The sequence below is a fragment of the Streptosporangium sp. H13245 genome (genome assembly GCF_055690525.1).
In genome coordinates this window covers 47,310-70,354 of the sequence record NZ_JBSZKT010000032.1, presented here as the reverse complement: position 1 = coordinate 70,354, position 23,045 = coordinate 47,310, and the positions used below count along the sequence as shown (strand labels likewise).

15 protein-coding genes are annotated in these 23,045 nt (G+C 71.7%); 6 read left to right on the top strand and 9 right to left on the bottom strand.

The annotated features are described in order from the left end of the window. Positions 1-16: 16 nt before the first annotated feature. The 3 genes from ACW9TB_RS30960 to ACW9TB_RS30950 are packed head-to-tail and all read right to left on the bottom strand — an operon-like array spanning position 17 to position 3,183. Complete coding sequence (locus ACW9TB_RS30960) at positions 17-880, bottom strand: sugar ABC transporter permease (protein WP_472751628.1); 864 nt, start codon at positions 878-880, stop codon at positions 17-19. Further along, positions 877-1,866, bottom strand: a complete 990-nt coding sequence (locus ACW9TB_RS30955) for a carbohydrate ABC transporter permease (protein WP_472751627.1) — start codon at positions 1,864-1,866, stop codon at positions 877-879. The genes ACW9TB_RS30960 and ACW9TB_RS30955 overlap by 4 nt, the downstream gene beginning before the upstream one ends. 24 nt (positions 1,867-1,890) lie before the next feature. Further along, positions 1,891-3,183: an extracellular solute-binding protein gene (locus tag ACW9TB_RS30950; protein WP_472751626.1), complete on the bottom strand. Its 1,293-nt coding sequence runs from the start codon at positions 3,181-3,183 to the stop codon at positions 1,891-1,893. 365 nt (positions 3,184-3,548) lie between these two features. Between ACW9TB_RS30950 and pulA the strand changes: the two genes are divergently transcribed. Then, entirely contained in the window at positions 3,549-9,365 is a 5,817-nt protein-coding gene (gene pulA, locus ACW9TB_RS30945) for a pullulanase-type alpha-1,6-glucosidase (protein WP_472751625.1), read from the top strand. Positions 9,366-9,519: 154 nt separating this feature from the next. After that, on the top strand, positions 9,520-11,229 hold the full coding sequence (locus tag ACW9TB_RS30940) for a carbohydrate-binding module family 20 domain-containing protein (protein WP_472751624.1): 1,710 nt from the start codon (positions 9,520-9,522) through the stop codon (positions 11,227-11,229). Between the two features lie 111 nt (positions 11,230-11,340). On the opposite strand, the gene ACW9TB_RS30935 is transcribed toward ACW9TB_RS30940, so the two are convergent. Next, a complete protein-coding gene (locus tag ACW9TB_RS30935; protein WP_472751623.1) occupies positions 11,341-11,946 on the bottom strand; it encodes a TetR/AcrR family transcriptional regulator in 606 nt (201 codons plus the stop codon). 138 nt (positions 11,947-12,084) lie between these two features. On the opposite strand from ACW9TB_RS30935, the gene ACW9TB_RS30930 reads away from it, so the two are divergent. Beyond that, positions 12,085-13,227, top strand: a complete 1,143-nt coding sequence (locus ACW9TB_RS30930; protein WP_472751622.1) for a serine hydrolase domain-containing protein — start codon at positions 12,085-12,087, stop codon at positions 13,225-13,227. 123 nt (positions 13,228-13,350) lie between these two features. On the opposite strand, the gene ACW9TB_RS30925 is transcribed toward ACW9TB_RS30930, so the two are convergent. Beyond that, positions 13,351-14,328 carry a GntR family transcriptional regulator gene (locus ACW9TB_RS30925; RefSeq protein ID WP_472751621.1) on the bottom strand — a complete coding sequence of 326 codons (978 nt, stop codon included), beginning with the start codon at positions 14,326-14,328 and terminating at the stop codon, positions 13,351-13,353. Between the two features lie 134 nt (positions 14,329-14,462). Here ACW9TB_RS30925 and ACW9TB_RS30920 point away from each other — a divergent pair, with 134 nt between their 5' ends. Beyond that, the gene (locus tag ACW9TB_RS30920; RefSeq protein ID WP_472751620.1) at positions 14,463-15,065 is read left to right on the top strand and encodes a GNAT family N-acetyltransferase; all 603 of its coding nucleotides are present in this window, start codon (positions 14,463-14,465) and stop codon (positions 15,063-15,065) included. Between the two features lie 41 nt (positions 15,066-15,106). Continuing rightward, positions 15,107-15,997, top strand: a complete 891-nt coding sequence (locus ACW9TB_RS30915) for an alpha/beta hydrolase (RefSeq protein WP_472751619.1) — start codon at positions 15,107-15,109, stop codon at positions 15,995-15,997. 53 nt (positions 15,998-16,050) lie between these two features. Here the strand turns inward: ACW9TB_RS30915 and ACW9TB_RS30910 are convergent, their stop codons facing one another. Further along, complete coding sequence (locus ACW9TB_RS30910) at positions 16,051-18,468, bottom strand: WD40 repeat domain-containing serine/threonine protein kinase (RefSeq protein ID WP_472751618.1); 2,418 nt, start codon at positions 18,466-18,468, stop codon at positions 16,051-16,053. Positions 18,469-18,909: 441 nt separating this feature from the next. Beyond that, complete coding sequence (locus ACW9TB_RS30905; protein ID WP_472751617.1) at positions 18,910-20,298, bottom strand: aminotransferase-like domain-containing protein; 1,389 nt, start codon at positions 20,296-20,298, stop codon at positions 18,910-18,912. A 22-nt stretch (positions 20,299-20,320) separates the two neighbouring features. Here ACW9TB_RS30905 and ACW9TB_RS30900 point away from each other — a divergent pair, with 22 nt between their 5' ends. Continuing rightward, positions 20,321-21,526 carry an aminotransferase class V-fold PLP-dependent enzyme gene (locus ACW9TB_RS30900; RefSeq protein WP_472751616.1) on the top strand — a complete coding sequence of 402 codons (1,206 nt, stop codon included), beginning with the start codon at positions 20,321-20,323 and terminating at the stop codon, positions 21,524-21,526. A 207-nt stretch (positions 21,527-21,733) separates the two neighbouring features. Here ACW9TB_RS30900 and ACW9TB_RS30895 read toward each other — a convergent pair whose 3' ends face one another. Next, on the bottom strand, positions 21,734-22,450 hold the full coding sequence (locus ACW9TB_RS30895) for an MgtC/SapB family protein (RefSeq protein WP_472751615.1): 717 nt from the start codon (positions 22,448-22,450) through the stop codon (positions 21,734-21,736). Between the two features lie 282 nt (positions 22,451-22,732). Next, positions 22,733-23,020, bottom strand: coding sequence for a hypothetical protein (locus tag ACW9TB_RS30890; protein WP_472751614.1), 288 nt, complete (start codon positions 23,018-23,020; stop codon positions 22,733-22,735). Positions 23,021-23,045: the final 25 nt, after the last annotated feature.

Below are 23,045 nucleotides of genomic sequence, written 5' to 3'. Positions count from 1 at the left end.
TAATAGCACGACGGTGTTACGACTTCGTGGCACCGGCGGTAAGCCCGGCCACCAAGTGCCGCTGGACGAGCAGGAAGACGACCGCCGCCGGGACCGCGATCAGCACCGCCGCGGCCGTGAGCAGGCCCCAGTCCGACCAGTGCTGGCCGACGAACTGCTGGAGCCCGATGCCGAGCGTGCGCTTCTCCTCCTGCGACATGAACACGGTGGCGTAGGCCACCTCGCCCCAGGCGGTCATGAACGAGTAGAACGCGGTGACCGCGAGGCTCGGCCTGGCCAGCGGCAGGATGACCCGCCAGAACGCGCCGAACGGCGTCAGGCCGTCGACCAGCCCTGCCTGGTCGATCTCGCGCGGGATGGAGTCGAAGTAGCTCTTCATCATCCACGCGCAGAACGGCACCGCCACCGTCATGTAGGCGATGACCAGGCCGGGGATCTGGTTGAGCAGCCCGAGCCCCGCCATCAGGTTGTAGAGGGGGACGATCAGGATCGCCACCGGGAACATCTGGATGACGAGCAGCGTCCACATCACCCCCCGGTAGCCGGGGAAGCGGAAGCGGCTGACCGCGTACCCGGTCGTGGAGGCCAGGAAGACGCCGATGACCGTGGTCAGCCCGGCGACGATCACCGAGTTGAGCAGCCAGGTCGGGAACTCCGTCTCGGTGAGCACCCGCGCGTAGTTGTCCAGCGAGGGCTGGTTGAAGATCTCCAGCTCGCTGGAGATCCAGCCGTCGCGCGGCTTGAGCGAGGTCAGGAACAGCCAGACGATCGGGAACAGCGAGACGACGACGGCGGCGACCAGGGTCGCGTGCAGCAGGATCGACCGCCCCACGCCGCGTTCCCCGCGCCCCCGGGCGCGCCCGGTGGTGGTGACGCTCACCAGACCTCCCCTTGCTTGCGCAGCGAGCGCCGGTAGACCACGGCCAGCACGACGAGGAGCAGGAGGATGATCACTCCCCACGCCGCGGAGTTGGAGTAGTTGCGGACGCCGGTGAAGGCCTCGCGGAAGGCGTAGGTGACCAGGATCTCGGTGGAGCTGCCCGGCCCTCCCCCGCTGATCAGGTAGATCACCGGGAACATGTTGAACGTCCAGATCGTGCCCAGAAGGACAACCGTGCTCGACACGGTACGCAGGCCGGGAATCGTAATGAAGCGGAAGCGCTGCCACGGCGTGGCGCCGTCCACCTCCGCCGCCTCGTACAGCTCACCGGGGATCGACTGGAGCCCGCCCAGCACGGCGACCATCATGAACGGCACGCCCATCCAGACGTTGACCGCGATGACCGCGATCTTCGCCGTGGTCGGGTCGTCGAGCCAGCCGACCGCTCCCAGGCCCGCGGCCCTGAGCATCGCGTTGATCACGCCGAAGTCGCTGTTGTAGAGGTAGCGCCAGATGAACGCCGAGACGAAGCCCGGGATCGCCCACGGCAGGATGAGCAGCAGCCGGTAGGCCGAGCGGAACCTGACCCTGCGGTTGAGCAGCATGGCCAGGCCGAGCCCGAGCCCGTAGTGCAAGGCCACGCAGGCGACGGTCCACCCGACCGTCCAGGTCAGCTTCTCCCAGAACAGCCCGCTGGTCAGGATCGCGACGTAGTTGTCGAACCAGACGAACTCGTACGTCGAGGGGATGACGTTGACGCCGATCGTCCGGCCGATGTTGGCCTCGGTGGCGTCGGTCAGCGACAGGTAGACGCCCCTGGCCAGCGGCCAGCCGACCAGCAGGGCGGTGACCAGGATCACCGGGGCGACCATGGCCCAGGCGTACCAGTGCCTGCCCAGCGCCTGCCGGAACGGGCCGCCCGGGGGACGGCCCCGGCCGCGGGCGCCGTCGGCACCCGCGGCCCGGTCCCTGGCCGTGCTGTTCACACGCCCAGTCGAGAGCGCCACGGGTCAGCTCCAGTCCTTGAAGATGCCTCGGTACTGGCCGTCGACCTTCTTGAGCATGTCCTCGGGGGTCGCCGTGCCGCCGACCAGCGACTGGTAGCCCTCAAGGAGCGGCTGGAAGAGCTGGCCGCCCTCGGGGATCCACGGCCGCGCGGTCGCGGTCTCCATGATGGGCTTGAAGATGGCGACGTCCTTGTTGGCCTGCACGTCGGGGTTGTCGTACGCCGAGACGCGGGTCGGCAGGAGGCTGATCTCCTTGGCGACCTTGGCCTGGGACTCGGGGGTGCTCATGAAGCGGACGAACTCGTAGGAGGCGTCCAGGTTCTTGGAACCGGCGTAGATGGCCAGGTTCCAGCCGCCGGTGGGGGCCCCGGCCTTGACCGAGCCCGCCGGGACGGGCGCGATGCCCAGGTTCTCCCTGTCCTTGAACTCCTTGCCCTGGTAGATCTCCGACAGCGCCCACGGGCCGTTGTAGATCATCGCGGTCTTGCCGTCCTTGAGGGCGGTCATCGCGTTGGCGTAGCTGTCCTGGATCGCGGGCTTGGGCGCGGCACCGGAGGTGATCAGGTCGGAGACGGCGGCCATCGCCTTCACGTTCGCCGGGGAGTTGACGGTGATCTTCTTGTTCTGCACGTCGAGGAGGTCACCGCCCTCGCCGTACATGAAGGGCAGCAGGAAGTAGGAGTCGACGTTGAGCGCGAGGCCGCTCACGCCGGTCTTCTCCTTGACGTCGAGCGCGGCCTGCTTGAGCTCCTCGACCGTGGCGGGGGCCTTCTCGTGCCCGGCCTCCTTGAGCAGCCGCTTGTTGTAGATGAGCGCGAGGGTGTCGGTGACCTGCGGGACGGCGTACGTCTTGCCGTTGTACTTGGTGCTGCTCAGCGGTCCCGGCAGGAAGTCCGTCTCGTTCTCCACGGCGCGGGTGCCCTCCAGCGGCTGGAGGTAGCCGAGCGAGGCGAACTGGGAGGTCCAGGCGACCTCGGAGCGGATCACGTCCGGCGCCCCCGCGCCCGCCTGCGCCGCCGTCTGGAACTGGTTCTGCGCCTGGTCGGAGGGGACGTTGACGTACTTGACCTTGATGCCCGGGTACTTGGCCTGGAACTCCTTGATGAGCGCCTGGAACGTCGGGCCCTCGCTGTCGGGCCTGACGGTGTCCCACCAGGTGATCTCACCGGTGATCTTCGACGGGTCCGTCGCCGCGGGCTGGGTGGGGGCCGCCGTTCCGGCGTCACCGCCACCGCAGGCGGAGACCGCCAGGGCGAGGGCCGCGACAATCGCCGCGGCCGAGAAGGCTCGCCGCATGTTCTTCTCCTCGTGTTCAAGGGGGCGGCCGGAACCGAAGAGCCGTCCGGCCGGATTTGGAGTACGCCGGACGTTACGCCGACGTGAATCCCATTGGAAGAAGTTTCTGCAAGAGTCTGCAAAGTCGTTACAAAGCCCCCCAAAGCTAAGGAGTCAGACCATCCTCCAGCCAAACAACGAGCGGCGATATCGCCGCCTCAAGGACGATAAATCATCTTTTGTACGTTTTGGGCTGTCGATTGGGCCCCTTCCGGACGACCCCGAATTACCGGGATTCAGAAAATTGCCGCAAGGGATTGCACAGACCATTCCTAGTGAGTAACTTCCGGGCAATACCCTCGAAACAACTCCCGTGGAGGCCCCCCGTGGTCTGGCCGCTCCCCCCGCGGCGCGCGAGAACGACCCTTCTGACGGGCGCCGCGCTCGCGGCAGCCCTGGTCACCGCCCCCCTCGCCGCCGTCCCGCTCCCCGCCGCCGCGTCCGCGCCCCTCTCCGCACCGGTCTCCACAACCCTCGTACCGAGCCCCGTGGTGTCCGCGCTCAGCCGCACCGCCGAGCCCTCCGACAGGGACCTCGCCCGCGACGCGCTCCGCACCGACCTGAGCCGCGAGCGCTTCTACTTCGCGATGACCGACCGGTTCGCCAACGGCGACACCGGCAACGACCGGGGCGGCCTGTCCGGCGACCGGCTCACCACCGGCTTCGACCCGACGCACAAGGGCTTCTACCAGGGCGGCGACCTCAAGGGCCTGCTCGGCAAACTCGACTACGTCAAGAACCTGGGCAGCACCGCGATCTGGATCACCCCGGCGTTCGTGAACCGTCCCGTGCAGGGCACCGGCGCGAACGTCTCGGCCGGATACCACGGCTACTGGATCACCGACTTCACCAGGATCGACCCGCACCTGGGCACCAACGCCCAGATGAAGGAGCTGGTGCGCGAGGCCCACCGGCGCGGGATGAGGGTCTTCTTCGACATCATCACCAACCACACCGCCGACGTGGTCGACTACGCGGAGAAGACGTACTCCTATCGCTCCAAGGGCGCCTACCCCTACGTCGACACGGGCGGCGTGCCGTTCGACGACCGCGACCACGCGGGCAAGGACACCTTCCCGAAGGTGGACACCGGCTCGTTCCCGTACACACCGGTCGCGCCGAGGAACGTCAAGACCCCGTCCTGGCTGAACGACCCGACGATGTACCACAACCGGGGCGACTCCACCTTCAGCGGCGGCGAGAACGACGAGTACGGCGACTTCTTCGGCCTCGACGACCTGTGGACCGAGCGCCCCGAGGTCGTCAGGGGCATGACCGACATCTACCAGACCTGGGTGCGCGACACCGGCCTCGACGGCTTCCGCATCGACACCGCCAAGCACGTGAACATGGAGTTCTGGGAGAAGTTCTCCCCCGCGCTGCGCGGCTACGCGGCCCAGCAGGGCAACAAGCGGTTCTTCATGTTCGGCGAGGTCTACTCCGGCGAGCCGTCCTTCACCAGCCGCTACTCCACCCGGGGCGCGATGAACGCCACCCTGGACTTCCCGTTCCAGGAGGCCGCCCGCTCCTTCGGCGGCGGCACCGCGGACGCCTCCCGGCTGGCCCGGCTGTACGCGGGCGACGACTACCACACCGACGCCGACGGCAACGCGTCGTCGCTGCCGACCTTCCTCGGCAACCACGACATGGGCCGCATCGGCCGTTTCGTCGCCCAGGACAACCCGGGCGCCCCCGACTCCGAGCTGCTGCGCAGGGACCTGCTCGCCCACGAGCTGATGTACCTCACCCGGGGCCAGCCGGTCGTCTACTACGGCGACGAGCAGGGCTTCACCGGCAAGGGCGGCGACCAGGACGCCCGCGCGTCCATGTTCGCCTCCAGAACCGAGAGCTACCTGGGCGACGACCTGATCGGCACCGACTCCACCCACGCCCGGGACAACTTCGTCCCCTCCCACCCGCTCTACCGGGGCATCGCCGCCCTGGCCGCGCTGCGCGACGCCCACCCGGCCCTCGCCGACGGCGCCCAGATCGAGCGGCTGGCCTCCGGCGGCGTCTACGCCTTCTCCAGGATCGACGCCACCCGGCAGGTCGAGTACCTGGTCGCGGTCAACAACGCCGAACAGCCCGCGACCGCGAGCGCGCCCACCTTCTCGGCGGGCGCGGCCTTCACGAAGGTGTACGGCGAGGGCGCCGCCACGCTCACCACCGGCACCGACACGAAGCTGGCGCTCACCGTCCCCGCCCTGTCGGCGGTGGTCTACAAGGCGCCCGCCAAGCTCGCCGCCCCGGCGTCGGCCCCGGCCGTCTCGATCACCCTGCCCGGGACCGAGATCAGGGGCACCGCCGAGGACGGCCGGATCCCGGTCACCGCGACCGTGCCGGGCACCGGCTTCGACCAGGTCACCTTCGCCGCCAAGGTCGGTGAAGGCCCCTGGAAGGCGATCGGCACCGACGACGCCCCGTCAGGCCGTACGTTCAGGGTCTTCCACGACCTGCGGGGTATCGCGGCGGGCACGAGGATCTCGTACAAGGCCGTGGTGAAGGACTCCGCGGGCCGGTTCGCCTCGGCGGGCGCGCGGGCGACCGTCGGCGCCGAGCCCGCCCCCGAGGAGCCCGGCACGGTCAGACGCGACTGGCTGGTCGTGCACTACCAGCGGGAGAACGCCGCCGACTACGACGGCTGGGGCCTGCACGTCTGGGGCGACGTGGAGAACCCGACCGAGTGGGCGACCCCGCTCCCGCTGACCGGCGAGGACTCCTACGGCCGCTTCGCCTGGATCAGGCTCAAGCCGGGCGCCACCAGCGTCGGGATCATCGCCCACAAGGGCGACGAGAAGGACGGCGGCGACCGCCTGGTGAACCCCGCCAGGAACGGCGAGGTCTGGCTGGCGAAGGGGAAACCGGAGACCCACCCGTCCCGCGCGGCGGCCCAGGGGTACGCGACCGTCCACTACAACCGGCCGGACGGCAACTACGACGGCTGGGGACTGCACCTGTGGGGCGACGGGCTCGCCGACGGGGTGCCCACCGACTGGGCCGCGCCGCGCCCGCCGGACGGCACCGACTCCTACGGCGCGTTCTGGAAGGTGCCGCTGAAGGACGCCTCCCTTCCGGCGAACTTCATCGTGCACAAGGGTGACACCAAGGACCCCGGGCCCGACCAGTCGTTCACCCCGGCGTCGCAGCCAGACGCCTACGTCGCCTCGGGCGTGGCGAAGGCCCACCCGACCCGGGCGGCGGCCGAGAACGTCGCGATCCTGCATTACCACCGGCCGGACGGGAACTACGACGGCTGGGGACTGCACCTGTGGGGCGACGTGGCGAATCCCACCGAGTGGGGGGCGCCGCTCCAGCCCGCGGGTGAGGACGGGTTCGGCGTGCACTTCCGCGTCCCCCTGACCGAGGGGGCCAAGACCGTGAACTACATCATCCACAAGGGCGACACCAAGGACCTGCCCGACAACCAGTCGCTGGACCTGACCGCGACCGGCCACGAGATATGGCGGATCGCGGCCACCGAGGGCCACCTGCTGCCCCAGCCCTCGGCACGCGGCGCCGACGCCGACCTGTCGAAGTCGTCGGCGCACTGGATCGACCGCGCCACCGTCGCCTGGAAGATCGACACCTCCACCGCGAACCGCTACTCCCTCGCCTTCTCCGCCAAGGGCGGCATCGCCTACGACAAGGGGGACCTGACCGGCGACCTCAGGCTGATCCGCCTCTCACCCGGCGCGCTGACCGAGGCGCAGAGGAAGAAGTGGCCGCACCTGGCCGGGCACGCCGCGTTCACCGTCGACCCGCGCGACGCCGACCTGGTCCGCGAGGCCACCCGAGGCCAGATCGTCGCCGTCGAGCGCGACGCCTCGGGCGCGCTGCTGACCGCCACCGGCGTACAGCTGCCCGGCGTGCTCGACGACCTGTACCCCGGGGCGGCGACCGCCGACCTCGGGCCCTCGTGGAACGGCGGCACGCCCCGGCTGTCGGTCTGGGCGCCGACCGCGGGCAAGGTCGAGCTGGCGCTCCACCGGAGCTCCTCCGGCGGTGGCCGCACCGTCCACCCCATGCGCCGCGACGACGCCACCGGCGTCTGGTCGGTACGGGGACAGCGAGACTGGAAGGACCGCTACTACACCTTCCTTGTGACGGTCTACGCGCCTTCTGAGGGGAAGGTCGTCGTCAACGAGGTGACCGACCCGTACAGCCTGTCGCTGTCGGCCGGGTCGGGCCGCAGCCAGCTCGCCGACCTGTCCGACCGGGCGCTGCGGCCCGACGGCTGGTCGTCCCTGGCCAAGCCGAAGGCGGTCCCCCAGCAGAAGGCGTCGATCTACGAGCTGCACGTGCGTGACTTCTCCGCCTCCGACACGACCGTCCCGGCGGCGAAGCGCGGCACGTACGCCGCGTTCACCGGCGACTCGGCGGGGATGCGGGAGCTGCGCGGGCTGGCGAGGGACGGGCTGACCCACGTGCACCTGCTGCCCGTCTTCGACATGGCGACCGTCCCAGAGAAGAAGGCCGACCGGACCGAGCCCGCCTGCGACCTGGCCTCGATGCCCCCCGACTCCGAGGAACAACAGGCCTGCGTCGCGAGGACGGCGGCCACCGACTCCTTCAACTGGGGCTACGACCCGCTGCACTACACCGTGCCCGAGGGCTCCTACGCCTCCGACCCCGACGGGCCGACGCGGATCAGGGAGTTCCGCGACATGGTCGGCGGGCTGAACGGCGCCGGGCTGCGGGTGGTGATGGACGTGGTCTACAACCACACCCACGCCTCCGGCCAGGACCCCACCTCGGTGCTCGACCGCCTCGTGCCCGGCTACTACCACCGGCTGCTCGACGACGGCACGGTGGCCACCTCCACCTGCTGCGCCAACACCGCGCCCGAGCACGCCATGATGGGCAGGCTCGTCGTCGACTCCATCGTCACCTGGGCCCGCGAGTACAAGGTGGACGGCTTCAGGTTCGACCTGATGGGCCACCACCCGAAGGCGAACATGGTCGCGGTCCGCGCGGCCCTGGACAGGCTCACCGTCGCCCGCGACGGCGTCGACGGAAAGTCGATCATCCTGTACGGGGAGGGCTGGAACTTCGGGGAGGTGGCCGACAACGCCCGCTTCGAGCAGGCGAGCCAGGCCAACCTGGCGGGCACCGGGATCGGCACCTTCAGCGACCGGCTGCGCGACGCGGTGCGCGGCGGCGGCCCGTTCGACGCCGACCCCCGGGTGCAGGGCTTCGGCTCGGGGCTGGCCGGGGCGCCCAACGGCTCACCGGCCAACGGCGACGAGGGCCAGCGGCGGGCCCGGCTGCTGAACTACCACGACCTGATCAAGGTCGGGCTCGCCGGGAACCTGCGCGACTACACCTTCACCGCCTCCGACGGCAGGCTCGTCAAGGGCTCGGAGGTGAGCTACAACGGCTCCCCCGCCGGGTACGCCGCCGCACCGGGCGAGATCGTCACCTACGTGGACGCCCACGACAACGAGACGCTGTTCGACGCGCTGGCGTACAAGCTGCCACCGGCGACCGCGATGGCCGACCGGGTGCGCATGCAGTCGCTCTCGCTGGCCACGGCCCTCCTCGGGCAGGGCACCGCGTTCACGCACGCGGGCAGCGAACGGCTCCGCTCCAAGTCGCTCGACCGCAACTCCTACGACTCCGGCGACTGGTTCAACCGGCTGCTGTGGGACTGCTCGGCGGGCAACGGCTTCGGCGCCGGGCTCCCCCCGAAGGCCGACAACGAGGACAAGTGGCAGTACGCCAGGCCGCTGCTCGGCGACCCGGCGCTGAAGCCGGACTGCGCGGCGATCGGCGCGGCCCGCGCCCGGTACGGGGAGCTGCTGCGGATCCGCTCCTCCTCGCCGGTCTTCGGCCTCGCCACCCTCGCCGAGGTGCAGAAACGCGTCACCTTCCCGACCGGCGGCACCTCGGAGACCCCGGGGGTCGTGACCATGCACCTGGACGCCACCGGGATCGACCCGCGCTGGAAGTCGGTCACCGTCGTCCTCAACGCGACCCCCGAGGCGCATCCGCAGACCGTGGACGTGCTGAAGAGCACCCGGGTGACGCTCCACCCCGTCCAGACGGCTGGCGACGACGCCGTCGTGAAGCGGTCGACCTTCGACTCAGCCACGGGCACGCTGACCGTACCGGCCCGCACGGTCGCCGTCTTCGTCCAGCCCTAGCGGCGGAGCGGCCCCGCTTTGTCCAGTCCCAGCGGCGGAGCGGCCCGCTTCGTCCAGCCCCAGTGGCAGAACAGCCCCGCAAGACCGCCGGGCCGGGTGTTGCAGCACCCGGCCCGGCCAGGGAACCCGTCCATCGATCCTGGAGGCCCCACTCGTGAAACCCTACAGAGTCGTCGTCGCCACGGCGCTGGGCGCTCTGGTGAGCGCCGCCGTGCTGGTGCCCGGCGTGCTGAGCGCCCCGGCCCAGGCGGCGCCGCCCACCCCCGGCCCGATCGTCAAGCTGTGGAACTGGAACTGGAACTCCGTCGCCAGGGAGTGCGTCGACGTCCTCGGCCCGGCCGGGTACGCCGCCGTGCAGGTCTCCCCGCCGAGCGACTCGATGTCCCGGGGCGGCGCGGTCTGGTGGGACATCTACCAGCCCGCCCGCTACACCCTCACCAGCAAGTTCGGCGACGAGAACGCGTTCAGGAACATGGTGAACGCCTGCCACTCCGCCGGGCTCAAGGTCCACACCGACGCGGTCGTCAACCACATGACCGGCCAGGGCAGCACCAGCTACGGCGGCTACACCTTCGGCAAGTACAACTACCCCGGCCTCTACTCGGCCGCCGACTTCCACTCCCCCACCTGCGGGATCAACGGCTCCGACTACGTCAACGACGGCTGGCGGGTGCAGAACTGCGAGCTGGTCGGCCTGTCCGACCTCAACACCGGCTCCGAGTACGTCCGTAACCAGATCGCGGGCTACCTCAACAGGCTCACCTCCCTGGGCGTGGACGGCTTCCGCGTCGACGCCGCCAAGCACATCAACCCCGGCGACCTGGCCGCGATCAAGGGCAAGCTGACCGGCTCGCCGTACATCCACCAGGAGGTCATCCAGGGCGACGGCGAGGCGATCAGCCCGAGCCAGTACACCGGGATCGGCGACGTGCACGAGTTCGTGTACGGGCGCAAGCTCAAGGAGCAGTTCAACGGCGGCCAGATCAGGAACCTGCAGTCCTTCGGGCAGAGCTGGGGCCTGTCGGTGCCCAGCGACAAGGCCGTGGTGTTCATCGACAACCACGACACCGAACGCAACGGCTCGACCATGAACTACAAGTACGGCGACGCCTACCGGCTGGCCAACGTCTTCATGCTCGCCTGGCCGTACGGAACGCCGAGGGTCTACTCCGGGTTCACCTGGAGCAACGGCGAGGCCGGTCCGCCGTCGGCCAACGGCGGCTTCGCCACGGACGCCAACTGCGGCAACGGCCAGTGGACCTGCTTCCACCGCCAGATGAACGGCATGGTCGGCTTCAACCGCGCCGTCCAGGGCACCACGGTCGGCAACTGGTACGACAACGGCAACAACGTGATCGCCTTCAGCCGGGGCGCCAAGGGCTGGGTCGCGATCAACAACGAGGGCGGGAGCGTCACCCGTACCTTCTCCACCGGCCTGCCCGCCGGGACCTACGCCAACGTCGCGGGCGGCGGCTCGGTGACCGTCGGCGCGGGCGGCTCGGCCTCGGTGACCGTCCCGGCCAGGGGCGCGGTCGCCGTCCACACCGGCGCCACCGGCCCCGTCGACCCTGGCCAGGTCGCCACCACGTTCAACGCGAACGTGACGACGAACTGGGGCCAGAACGTCTTCGTCGTCGGTAACGTCGCCCAGCTCGGCTCCTGGAACCCGGCGAACGCCGTCGCCCTGTCGTCGGCCGCGTACCCGGTCTGGAGGGCCACGGTGAACCTGCCGTCCGGCACGGCGATCCAGTACAAGTACATCAAGAAGAACCCCGACGGCTCGGTGACCTGGGAGAGCGACCCCAACCGCTCCTTCACCACCCCCTCCGGCGGCACCGCCACCCGCACCGACTCCTGGCGCTGACCCACGCGCGCCGTCCCCCTGGCCCGCGCGGGCCAGGGGGACGGCGCCTCTAAAGCCTCACCGAGATTTCCAGCGGGAACGCCGTCGCCGAGGCCGGGCGCGTGAACCCGCTCATGATCCTTCTTCCTCCGCCACGGGACGCGACGGGTCCGAAGGCCAGTTCTCCAGCAGGAGATGGAGGCCGTCCAGGGCCCGCTCCCAGGACTTCCGCACGTCGCGGGAATGGCTGAACCCGCCGTTCGCCTCCAGCGTGATGTAGCCGTGGAAGGCACTGCGCAGTAGACGTCCGGCGTCGGTCAGGTCCGGCTCGACCAGCCTGTACGCGCGCAGCATCGCGTGGGTCAGCTCGATGGTGCGGAGGTAGACGGTGGAGCGGGCGAGGACGGCGGGGTCCATCTGGACCGCCTGGGTCGCCGCGTAGCGGCCGGGGTGGGCGAGCGCGTAGTCCCGGTAGGCGTTGGCGAACGCGACCATGGCCTCCTTCCCCGCCCGGCCCGCGACCGCCTCGGCGATGCGGTCGGCCAGCTCCTCCGCGGCCAGCAGCGCGACCCGTTCCCGCAGGTCCCGCAGGTTTCTGACGTGCGAGTACAGGCTGGCGTCCTTGACCTTGAAGCTCCGCGCCAGCGCGGACACGGTGATGTTCTCGAACCCGACGGCGTCCGCCAGTTCGGCCGCCGCCTCCGTCACGCGCTCGGATGTCAGTCCCGCACGGGCCACGCCCACCTCCACCTTGCCTAGGGCTCACGGTATTTGCCTAATATACCTAGGCAATGTAGCGTTCGGCGCCACGAAGGCCGCGAGCGAGCGGGAAACCCGGCGACGCGCCGAGGGGAAGCCGAGAGAAAGAAGATCGCCATGGAGCACAGCGGACTCGCCGACGAACGGTTCGGAGCGGTCGCGGACGCCTTCTCCCGTAACTTCGGCGAACACGGCGAACTCGGCGCGGCCGTCACCGTGTTCGTCGGCGGGCGCAAGGTCGTGGACCTGTGGGGCGGGATCGCGGACGAGGAGACCGGCCGTCCATGGACACAGGACACGGTCGTACCGGTCTTCTCCTGCGCCAAGGGCCTCGTCGGCGTCTGCGCCCACCTCCTCGCGCAGGAGGGACGGCTGGACCTCGACGCCCCGGTGAGCCGGTACTGGCCCGAGTTCGCGCGGCACGGCAAGGAGGCCGTCACGTGTCGCATGGTCCTCGGACACCGGGCGGGGATCCCCGCCCTCGACCCGGCGCTCGGCTTCGAGGAGATCGCCACCTGGACGCCGGTGATCCACGCCATCGAGGAGCAGGAACCGCTGTGGGAACCGGACACGGCGTACGAGTACCACGGCCACGTCTTCGGGTTCCTCATCGGCGAGGTCATCCGGCGCGTCACCGGGCTCACCCCCGGCGCGTACTTCCGCCGTGCCGTGGGAGATCCGCTGGGGCTGCGGGCCTGGATCGGCCTGCCCGCCGAGGAGATGGACGGCCGGGCCCGGCTCGTCGAGGCAGAGGGACGCCCCCCGATGCCGGGACCAGAACACCTGCTCACCCGCATCGTGACGATGAACGGCGCGCTGGTCTTCCCCGGCCTCGCCGAACCGCACGGCTGGAACGACCCGGCGCTGCTCGGCATGGAGCTGCCCGGAGCGGGCGCCACGGCCTCGGCGAGCGGCCTCGCCGGGCTGTACGCGGCGGCCGTGACCGGCATCGAGGGCCGGGAGCGGCTGCTCACCCCGGACACCGTGACGGACGCGGTCCGCGAGGTCTCCTCCGGCAGGGGATGGCTCGGCTTCGACGCCGGAGCACGCTGGGGCTCGGGCTTCCTGCTCGACTCGCCCTTCCGGCCGATGCTGGGGAAGCGCAGCTTCGGCAACGACGGGGCGGGCGGGCAGTTCGCCTTCGGCGACGACGAGTTCGGGGTGGGTTTCGCGTACGTCGCCAACCGCATGATCGGCCACGGCGACGCCCGCGCCAACCACCTGATCACGGCCGTACGCGAGTGCCTGGTCGGCGGCTGAGCCGCGCGGGGCCTCGCGGGTGAGGCGGGGCTCCGGGCCCGGCACGGGCCGCCCGCTCTTCCGGCTGTGTCGAGCGGGCCGGAACGCCCGGCACACCCGATGAGAGCGACCGCCGAGTCAGAGTCAACCGGCGGGCCGGGCCCGGTCCTCCAGCAGGGCGGCGAAACCGTCGAGATGGCGGGCGAGGCTGTACTCGAACAGCCCGTCCACGTCCGGCACCTCCTCCCCGGCGAGCGTGGCCAGCAGCGGGAAGCGTCCGGAGTGGAGGAGTTCGTCGGCCCGCTCCCGCTGGGCCAGCCACCACCGGTCGAGCGTCACCCCGGTCTCCTGTTCGGCCTCGACCTCGTCCGCCATGGACAGCGCGACGGAGAGGACCAGGGCGGGCAGCGTGAGCGCCTCGCGGATCCGTGTCGCCATGGGCAGCCCGAGCCCGTCGAGCGCGCGCAGGGTCCACTCGGTGTGCGCCATCACGTTGGGCACCAGCGACGGGCGGACGAACGAGATGGCCCTGGGCAGCCAGAGGTGCCGTCGGCACAGCTCCCACTGCAGGCGGGAGACCAGTTCGAGCTTGGCCCGCCAGCCGTCCGGCCCCGGGACGGGAAGCTCGGGCTCGCCGAAGACCTCGCCGGTCATCTGCGTCACCAGGTCGTCCTTGCTCGAAACGTGCCGGTACAGCGACATCGGGCCTACACCCAGCTCGGCCGCGAGCCGCCGCATGGACAGGGCGTCAAGCCCCTCGGTGTCGGCGATCGCGATCGCGGTGCGCAGCGTCCGCTCGCGGTCCAGCCCCCGCCGGGGGGCTCCGGCCCGCCGTGGCCCGGGGGGAGCGGCGAGGGGAGGGGTCACGCCGACCGGTTGCCTCCGGCCCGCGAGGGTGCCGACCACCGTACCCGCGCCGACCCTCGTCTCGACCAGCCCTTCGTCGCGGAGGGTGGCCGTCACCCTGGTCGCGGTCGCGGCCGCGACCCCCCACCGCCGGGCGATCTCCCGGACGGACGGCACCCGCTCCCCGGGCCGCAGGTCACCGGCGAGGATCCGGGCGCGGATCTCCGCGACGATCCGCAGGTACGGCGGTTCCGGTCGCCGTGGTGACGACGGCATGAGGCCCCCGATCGTTCGTTGAGGTCGCTGTCCGTCAAGAGTGTACTAGTTCAATCCTTCAGCACTAGTTCACTTTGTCGCGCTATATCCCTTTAAAACAGCCGCTTTCGCTCTCGCTTCAATACGCTGTACCCATGACAGTCAATACACCGTACGCGTCCGTGCTGCGGGCGGACGGGACAGACCGGCAGGCGGTGCTGGACGTCCTGACCGAGGCGTTCACGGACGACCCCCTGGTCCGCTGGCTCTTCCCCGAGGCGGGCCCGCGAGGCCGTTCGCAGGAGCACCACTACCGCGCCCTTCTCACCCATCCCGCCGCCGAGACGTACCTGACCGGTCGTCGCGAGGGCGCCTCGATATGGCTGGCGCTGGCCGCGGGCCAGACTCCCCACGAGGACGACGCGGGCCGGGAAACGGCCTTCGGGTCCGGTGAGGACGGCGCGCGGCTGCTGGCCCTGGGCGAGGCGCTGGCCCCACGGCACCCCGACCGCGAACCGCACCTCTACCTCTCCTGCATGGGAGTTGTCGGCGAGCGGCGGGGCGCGGGACTCGGCTCGGCGATGTTGCGGCACCGGCTGGAGCGGGCGGACGCCGACGGCCTCGCCGCGTACCTGGAGGCGAGTTCGCCCGGGAGCCGCGCCCTCTACCTGCGGCACGGATTCGAGGATCTCGGCGAGCCGGTCCGCGTGGCGGACAGCCCGCTCCTGTGGCCGATGTGGCGCCCGCCGCACCGCTGACCACCACCCCACCCGTCCAACGAACAGAAGAGAGAATCTCGATGACGACGGAAACGACGACGAACCGTGGCGCCGACCGGCGACCGCCGACCCTGGTGTTCGTCCACGGCACCAACTCCTCGTCGGCCTGGGCCTCCGGGCTCACCACCGAACTCACCCTGCGCGGGCACCGATGCGTGGCCGTCGACCTCCCGGGACACGGCGGCGAGGCGTTCTATCCCCGTTCGTACCAGGCCCCGCAGGACCTCGAAGCGCTGGCGACCGAGCCGTCGCCGCTCGCCAAGATCACTATCGACGACTACGTCGAGCACGTCGTGGGGGTGGTGCGCCGCGCCCGCCGCCACGGGCCCGTGATCCTCGCCGGTATGAGCCAGGGCGGCGTCACCGTGAGCAGGGTCGGCAACGCCGTCCCCGAACTGCTCGACCGGGTCGTCTACGTCGCGGCGTACTGCTGCGTGGACCTGCCGAACATGACCGCCTATCTTGAGACGCCGGAGAACGGCGAGAGCCTGCTCCCCCTGGTGACCGCGGCCGTGGTCGCCGATCCCGCGGTCCTGGGGGTGACCCGGCTCAACTGGCGCTCGGCCGACCCGGCGGTGTTCCAGGGCGTCAAGGACGCCCTCGCCGGGGACTTCACCGACGATGGGGTACGGCGGCTGCTCGCCATGCTGGAGCCGGACGAGAGTGCCGGAATTCCGCTGGCCGAGGCCCGGGGCGAGGCGCACACCTGGGGCCGGATCCCCCGGACCTACGTGCGCCTCACCCTCGACCGGCTGATCCCGCCCGCGCTGCAGGACCGGTTCATCGCGGAGGCCGACCGCCTCACCCCGGACAACCCGACCGACGTACGGAGTGTCGCGGCACCCCACGTCGGCCCGTTCGACCGGCCGGAACTGGTGGAGATCTTCTCGGAGCTCGCCACCGGTCGCTAATCCGGCACGCTCCGGGAGAGATCGCGTACGGCCGAAACGGGGCCCGGGGATGGTCAGCGCAGGCGCCAGACGCGGACGGTGTCGTCGCCGCCTCCGGTGACCGCGACGGGGCTCCCGTCGAGCTCGGCCACCGCCGCGGCGAACACGTTGTGGTCGTGGGCCTTGAACGGCCGCCCCGCCCGTTTCCCGGTGTCGAGGTCGTGGACCTGCGCGGTGGCGTCGTTGCTGCCGGAGACGACGACGGTGAGCGACCCCACCCGGCCGACGGCCAGGGAGTAGACCCAGCCGCTGTGGTCCCGGATGGGCGGGCGGGCCTCACCGGCGCCCGCGGCGTCGTCGATGTGGATGTCCTGCGCGCCCCCGGCGGACAGCACCACGAGCCTGCCGTCCAGCTCGGCCGTGGTGACGGCGGTGACCTGGCCTCGCTGGGTGAGGATCGTCTCGCCGGGCCCGGAGCGGAGCGGCCAGCGGCGCACCGTACCGTCGCCGCCGCCGGTGAACACGACGGGCTCGCCGTCGAGCTCGGCGGTGGCCAGGCCGAACACGGCGCCGTCGGCGGCACGGCGGGCCTTGCCGATCGCGGCGCCCGTCCTCAGGTTCCACAGGCGCAGGCTCCCGTCGCGGCCTCCGGTCACCACGACGGGCTCGCCGTCGAGGGTGGCGAGTGCGAGGGAGAAGACGGGTACGGCGGCGTCGATGGCCTTGCCGACCTGCTTGCGGGCGGCGAGGTCCCAGCGGCGTACGGTGCCGTCGTCGCCGCCCGACACCGCGATCGTCCTGCCGTCCAGCTCGGTGACCGCGACGGAGCGCACCCAGTTGGTGTGCCCGGTGAGCGTGGCCAGCGGCTTGCGGGTGGCCAGGTCCCACAGGCGGACGGTGCGGTCGCTGGCACCGGAGACGATCACGGACCTGCCGCCGACCCGGGCGATCGCCACCGTCTGGAGGTCGTCGCGGTGGCCGCGCAGCGGGCCGCCGACCGGCGCGCTCTTCCAGTCCCCGGTGACGGAGGTGGGGGTGGGCGCGGGAGACGGCGGGGCGGTGGGCGGTACGGACGATTCGCCGGGCGAGGGGGATCCGCTGGGGGCCGGAGGGGACCCGGTCAGCGCGACGGGGGTGGGGTCCGCGGGCTCCTCCCCCGTACCCGCCAGCAGCGGCGGGAGCACGAAGACGCCCGCGGAGACCGCGACGGCGGAGACGGCGACGGCGGCCCCGATCCACCACGGGCGCGATCGTCCGGACCGGCCAGGCACGGTCGCGTCGGCGGATCCGTTTCGCGCGTCACCGGGGAAGGCCGGTTCCCCGGGATCCTCCGGACGCCACCGCCCCTGGGTGGCGCCGGGACCGACCGGCGACCGCCCGGCGGAGGACGGCCGCGGGGGCGCGGTGCTCCGCCCGGGTGGCGACGACGGCTGGGACAACTGGGACAACGGCTGGGATGGCGACTCGATCGTCGACGAAGGAGGCGGCTGCCCGGACTCGCCGTCCCATCCGGGGGGCGGCTGGGGCGGCGGCCACTCGGCTCGTGAGGGCTGCCGGGACGGCGGCGGCTGGTCCCGTACCGGGTTCCCGGCCTGCGGCGATGCCGGGAACGAGGCTGGCGCCGGGGACGGGGCCGGGTTCGGATTCGGATTCGGTACCGGGGACGGCGGTGGGGTGGCGCCCGCCGACGGCTGGCGGATCAGCCGGAACAGCAGGTCGGGGGCGGTCGGACGGTCGGCGGGCGCCTTGGCCAGGCAGGCGCGCAGCAGCGGCCGCAGCCCTTCGGGCACCCCCGACAGGTCGGGCTCGGCGGTGAGGATGCGATGGAGCACGGCCGGGATGGTGTCCCGGCCGAACGCGGGGCTGCCGGTGGCGGCGAACACCATCGTCACCGCCCAGCTGAACACGTCCGAGGGGGCGGCGGCGGGGTCGCCGTGGATCTGCTCGGGGGACATGTAGGTCGGGGTCCCGAAGGCGCCGCTGGTCTGGGCGAGCCCGGCGTCGAGCGCCTTGGAGATGCCGAAGTCGATCACGCGCGGGCCGTCGAAGCCGAGGAGCACGTTGGCCGGTTTGAAGTCGCGGTGCGCGATCCCCGCCTGGTGGATGGCGACGAGCGCGGTGGCCGTGCTGATCGCGATGCGCTGCAGGGCGGCGCCGTCGCGCGGCCCCTCGCTCTCGACGGCCTGCTGCAGCGACGGCCCGTCGATGAACTCGCTCACCACGTAGAGGTGGTCGCCGCTCTCCCCCGCGTCGAGCACCCGGGCGGTACAGAACTCGGCGATCTGCCGGGCGACGGCGATCTCCCGCTCGAAGCGCGCCCTCGCGACCCGGTCGGCGGCGAACCTCGGGTGCAGTACCTTGACCGCGACGCGCTCACCGGCCGGGTCACGGCCGAGGTAGACCGTGCCCTGCCCGCCCTCACCGAGCCTGGCCTCGATCGTGTACGGGCCAAGGCTCGCGGGGTCGCCGGGCCTCGGCGCCGTGACAGCCATCGTGCTCCTCCCGGGGACGGCCCCGTCCTGACCCGCTCCCCGCCGTACGAGGGGCGAGGCAGGCGCCGGACCGTGGGAGGCCGAGTCTCGGGAAAGAGCATGCCACCACCGACAAATTAGACCAAACGCCCCCATGAGCCCCCGCCGCTCCGATGGTCGGCGCCCGGGGACAGCCGTACGAAATGCCCGCGACCCGGCACCCCGGGACCGGCCGTACGGGATGCCCGAGAGCCGGCCCCCGCCAGGCTCGCGGCCTTCCCGGCGGCCGGTGCGACACCCGCGAGAAGCGGCACCGGCGTCATCGAAGCGACGACGAGGACGGATCCAGCCTTTTCCCGCCCGCCCTCCGTGGATCGGTCAGGGCGGGTCTTTCCGAACGTTAGGCAGGGACGTGGCGGAAAGCATGAGTATCCCCTACTCATCCCACCGGATCCGCGGGCGTCAGACGTGCCGTAGCCGACGCGCGGCCTCCGCCAGCTCCGCGAGGTCACCGGCCGCCGCGAACCCGAGGCGCAGGAAGGCCCCGGGCGGCTCGGCGGCGAAGTACCGGCGACCGGCGCTGACGGCGACCTCGTGCCGACGGGCGGCCCCGGCGACCACGGTGTCGTCGGTACCGGCAGGCAGGCGGACCCACAGGTGCAGCCCGCCCGCGGGGAGCCGGGTGACGGTCCAGTCCGGACGCTCGCGCGAGACGGCCGCCGCCAGCTCCGCGCGGCGTTCCCGCAGCGCCACGGCCAGGGTACGGACGTGCCGATCCCACGCGGGCGAACCGAGCAGCTCCAGGGCGGTCTCCTGCAACGGGCGGGTGACGAAGAAGTCGTCGACCAGCCGCACCGCCCTCATCCGCTCCATCACCGGCCCGCGGGCCACCAGCGCCCCGATGCGCAGGCTGGGCGCCGCGGGCTTGGTGAGCGAGGTCAGGTAGACGACCGTGCCGTCACGGTCGTCGGCCGCCAGCGGCCTCGGCACCTGCCCGCCGTGGCCGAGGTGCCGCGCGAAGTCGTCCTCGACGACGAAGGCGCCCGCGGCCCGCGCCACGTCGACGACGTGCCTGCGGCGCTCGGGCGCCAGCACGATGCCGGTCGGGTTGTGGTAGGTCGACTGGCAGTAGAACAGCCGTGCGCCGGTCATGGCGAACGCCTCGGCCAGCAGATCGGGCCTGACCCCGTCGTCGTCCATGGGGACGGGCACCGGGCGCAACCCGGCGGCCCGCGCGGCGGCCAGCGCGCCGGGGTAGGTGGGCGACTCCACCAGGATCGGGCTGCCCGGTCCGGCGATGGCCCGGAACGCCATGGACAGGGCGCTCTGCCCGCCACCGGTGACCAGCACGTCGTCGGGTGTCATCCCGCCCCCGGCCATCCCGGCGAACACGGTCCGCAGCGCCGCCAGGCCGTTCGCCGGAGCCCGGTCCCAGGCGTCGGGACGACGCGCCGCGCGTGCCAGCGCCGCGCTCAGCGGCCGGGTGGGCCGCAGCGACCGGTGCAGGTAGCCGCCGTCCAACATGATCGTCCCAGCGGGGGGCGGCCCGAGCGCGTCGGTGAGCGGGCCGGTGTCGACGGTGCGGTCGGTGAGCGCGACCGTCTGCCAGACCGTGTCGGCGACCCCGGCGGCGGGCCGGCCGCGCGCCGCCACGAAAGTGCCGCTGCCCGGCCGGGTGACCACGGCGCCCTCGGCGGTCAGCACGGCGATCGCGCGCGAGACGGTCCCCGGCCCGACCCGGTAGCGCTGGGTCAGCTCCCGGCTGCTCGGCAGGCGGTCACCGGGCGACAGCCCGGCCAGCAGCGCGCGCAGACTGGTCACCAACGCCGCAGAAGTGCTACCGTCTTGCATGAGAGATGACAGTAGCACTTCTGTGGTTCGCGGAGAATCACTACTGGACCTCGCCGCCCTCAGGGCCGACACCCCCGGCTGCGAGCAGGTCGTCCACTTCAACAACGCGGGCTGCGGGCTGCTCGCCGCCCCCGTGCTGGCCGCGATGCTCGACCACCTGAACCTGGAGGCGCGGATCGGCGGTTACGAGGCGTCGGCCGCCCGGGAGGCCGAGGTCCGCGGGTTCTACACGGAGATCGCCGCCCTGATCAACTGCGAGCCCGGCAACGTCGCCTTCGCCGGCAGCGCCACGCACGCCTTCTCCACCGCCCTGTCGGCGATCCCGTTCCAGGACGGCGACGTCATCCTCACCACCCGCAACGACTTCATCTCCAACCAGATCGCCTTCCTGTCGCTGCGCAAGCGGTTCGGCGTGCGGATCGTGCACGCGCCCGACACTCCGGAGGGGGGAGTGGACGTGGCGGCGATGGCCGCCCTGATGCGCGCGCACCGCCCCCGGCTGGTGACCGCCACCCACATCCCCACCAACTCCGGCCTGGTCCAGCCCGTCGCCGAGATCGGCCGGCACTGCCGCGAGCTGGACCTGCTGTACATGGTCGACGCCTGCCAGTCGGTCGGCCAGTACCCGGTCGACGTGGCCGAGATCGGCTGCGACATGCTCACCGCCACCTGCCGCAAGTTCCTGCGCGGCCCCCGTGGCTCGGGCTTCCTCTACGTGTCCGACCGGGTGCTGCGCGCCGGGTACGAACCGCTGTTCATCGACATGCACGGCGCCCGCTGGATCGAGCCGGGCCGTTACCGGCCCGTCGAGTCCGCGGCCCGGTTCGAGGAGTGGGAGTTCCCCTACGCGGCCGTGCTCGGCTGTGCCGCCGCGGCACGCTACGCCCGCCAGGTCGGCGTCGACGCCATCGCGGACCGCTCCCCCGCGCTCGCCGCCCGGCTGCGCGACGGACTCGACGCGATTTCCGGGGTACGAACGCTCGACCAGGGCCCGCGGCTGGGCGCCATCGTCACCTTCGCCATCGAGGGCTGGCAGCCCCGGCCGTTCAAGGCGGCGATGGACGCGCGGCGCGTCAACTCGGCGCTCAGCTTCCGCGAGTTCGCGCAGTTCGACTTCGGCGACAAGGGCGTCGACTGGTGCCTGCGGCTGTCGCCGCACTACTACAACACCGAGGAGGAGGTGGACCAGGTCATCGCCGCGGTCGCGGACCTGAGCGGCACCGCCTGAGCGGCACCGGCGGCCACGGCCACCACTCCCCGGACACGGGCGGGCACCGGCGGCCACGGACCGCTCGTCGCGCGTCGGGCGTCGGGCGGCTCGGGGGTCGGTCGCGGTCGCGGGCGTCGACGGGATCGGGATCCCGAAGCACCACCGGGCACCGGTCGCCGTGTCGTACCGAACAGCCGGTCCACCCCCGAGGGCACGGTCCCGCTCTCAGCGCACCACGACGTTGGCGTCCCGGCTCACCACGGCGAGCACCCCGTCGATCTCGGAGAGCGCCGTGGTGAGCTCCGTTATCGAACCGGCGCCGTGCACGGTGAGCCAGAGCGAGACGGTCGCCGGGCCCTGTCCCTCGGAGGGCTGGCCGACGGACAGCTCGTCCACGCCGAATCCCCGGCGCGTGCACTCGGCCAGCACCAGCCGCAGCACGCCCCGCCCGTCGAGATAGGTCAGGTTGAGCCGCGAGGGCGCGTACTTGGACCGGGGAAGCAGGTCGGCCAGCGGGGTGAGGACGAACACCGTCGCGAAGTACCCCACGGTCACGATGATCGCCAGCAGCCACAGCCCGGCTCCCGCCGCCATGCCCACCCCGGCGGTGAGCCAGACCGCCGCGGCGGTGGTGAGGCCGCGGACCGCGTCACCCCGGACGAATATCAGGCCCGCGCCGAGGAAGCCGATGCCGGACACGATCTGGGCGGCCACCCGGGACGGGTCGAGGGTGACGTGCTCCCCCAGGACATCGTAGAAGCCGTACTTCGACACCAGCATGATCAGGGCGGCGGCGAAGCCGACCAGGGTGTGGGTGCGCAGGCCCGCGTTCTTCTGCCGGACCTCCCGCTCAAGGCCGATCCCGGCCGAGAGCACGAAGGCGAGGAGCAGTGTCCCCACCTGCGCCCAGCCCTGTCCGGCGAGTTCACCGAGAGGTGCCATCACCGTCACCCCCGGTCCTGGCTCCACTTCCGATCCCGGTCCCGGCCCGGGTCTTGGCCTCGGTTTCGGGCCCGGACTCGGCCCAGGTTCCGGGCTCGGACTCGGTTCCGGGCTCGGCCTCGATTCCGGAGCCGGTTTCGGCCTCAGCCCAGGTTCCGGACCCGGTTCCGGGCTCAGCCTCAGCCTCGGTTCCGGACCCGGTTCCAGGCTCGGTTTCTGGCTCGGCCTCGGTTCCGCGCCCGGTTTCCGGCCCGCTTCCGGTCCGGGTGGGGGCGTACCCGGCTACGCCGCCTCGGCGGCCTCTCCGGCCTGCCGCAGAACGGGGAACCGCCGCTGGTCCGACAGGTAGTGGCCGAGTCCGACGACGAGCGCGACGGGCCATTCGATGACTCCCAACGCGCCCAGCACGCCCAGCACCCCGTAGAAGACCAGCCGGTCCGGCGGCGGCAGGGGCAGCGTGCCGATCACCGGCACGGTGATGTGCGACGGCCGGTCCTCGTTCGCCGGGACAGCCGGGACAGCCGGGACACGCGTCCTGCCGTTCGAAGCGGTGGTGGTGGTCCTGGCCATGGCAGCCTCCGTGAATCACGACACA

Excerpts from the sequence above, each read along its gene's own strand:
- ACW9TB_RS30950 (WP_472751626.1), bottom strand. The coding sequence starts at position 3,183 with ATGCGGCGAGCCTTCTCGGCCGCGGCGATTGTCGCGGCCCTCGCCCTG.
- ACW9TB_RS30930 (WP_472751622.1), top strand. The coding sequence starts at position 12,085 with ATGGAGCACAGCGGACTCGCCGACGAACGGTTCGGAGCGGTCGCGGAC.
- ACW9TB_RS30925 (WP_472751621.1), bottom strand. The coding sequence starts at position 14,328 with ATGCCGTCGTCACCACGGCGACCGGAACCGCCGTACCTGCGGATCGTC.
- ACW9TB_RS30920 (WP_472751620.1), top strand. The coding sequence starts at position 14,463 with ATGACAGTCAATACACCGTACGCGTCCGTGCTGCGGGCGGACGGGACA.
- ACW9TB_RS30915 (WP_472751619.1), top strand. The coding sequence starts at position 15,107 with ATGACGACGGAAACGACGACGAACCGTGGCGCCGACCGGCGACCGCCG.
- ACW9TB_RS30910 (WP_472751618.1), bottom strand. The coding sequence starts at position 18,468 with ATGGCTGTCACGGCGCCGAGGCCCGGCGACCCCGCGAGCCTTGGCCCG.
- ACW9TB_RS30905 (WP_472751617.1), bottom strand. The coding sequence starts at position 20,298 with ATGCAAGACGGTAGCACTTCTGCGGCGTTGGTGACCAGTCTGCGCGCG.
- ACW9TB_RS30895 (WP_472751615.1), bottom strand. The coding sequence starts at position 22,450 with ATGGCACCTCTCGGTGAACTCGCCGGACAGGGCTGGGCGCAGGTGGGG.
- ACW9TB_RS30890 (WP_472751614.1), bottom strand. The coding sequence starts at position 23,020 with ATGGCCAGGACCACCACCACCGCTTCGAACGGCAGGACGCGTGTCCCG.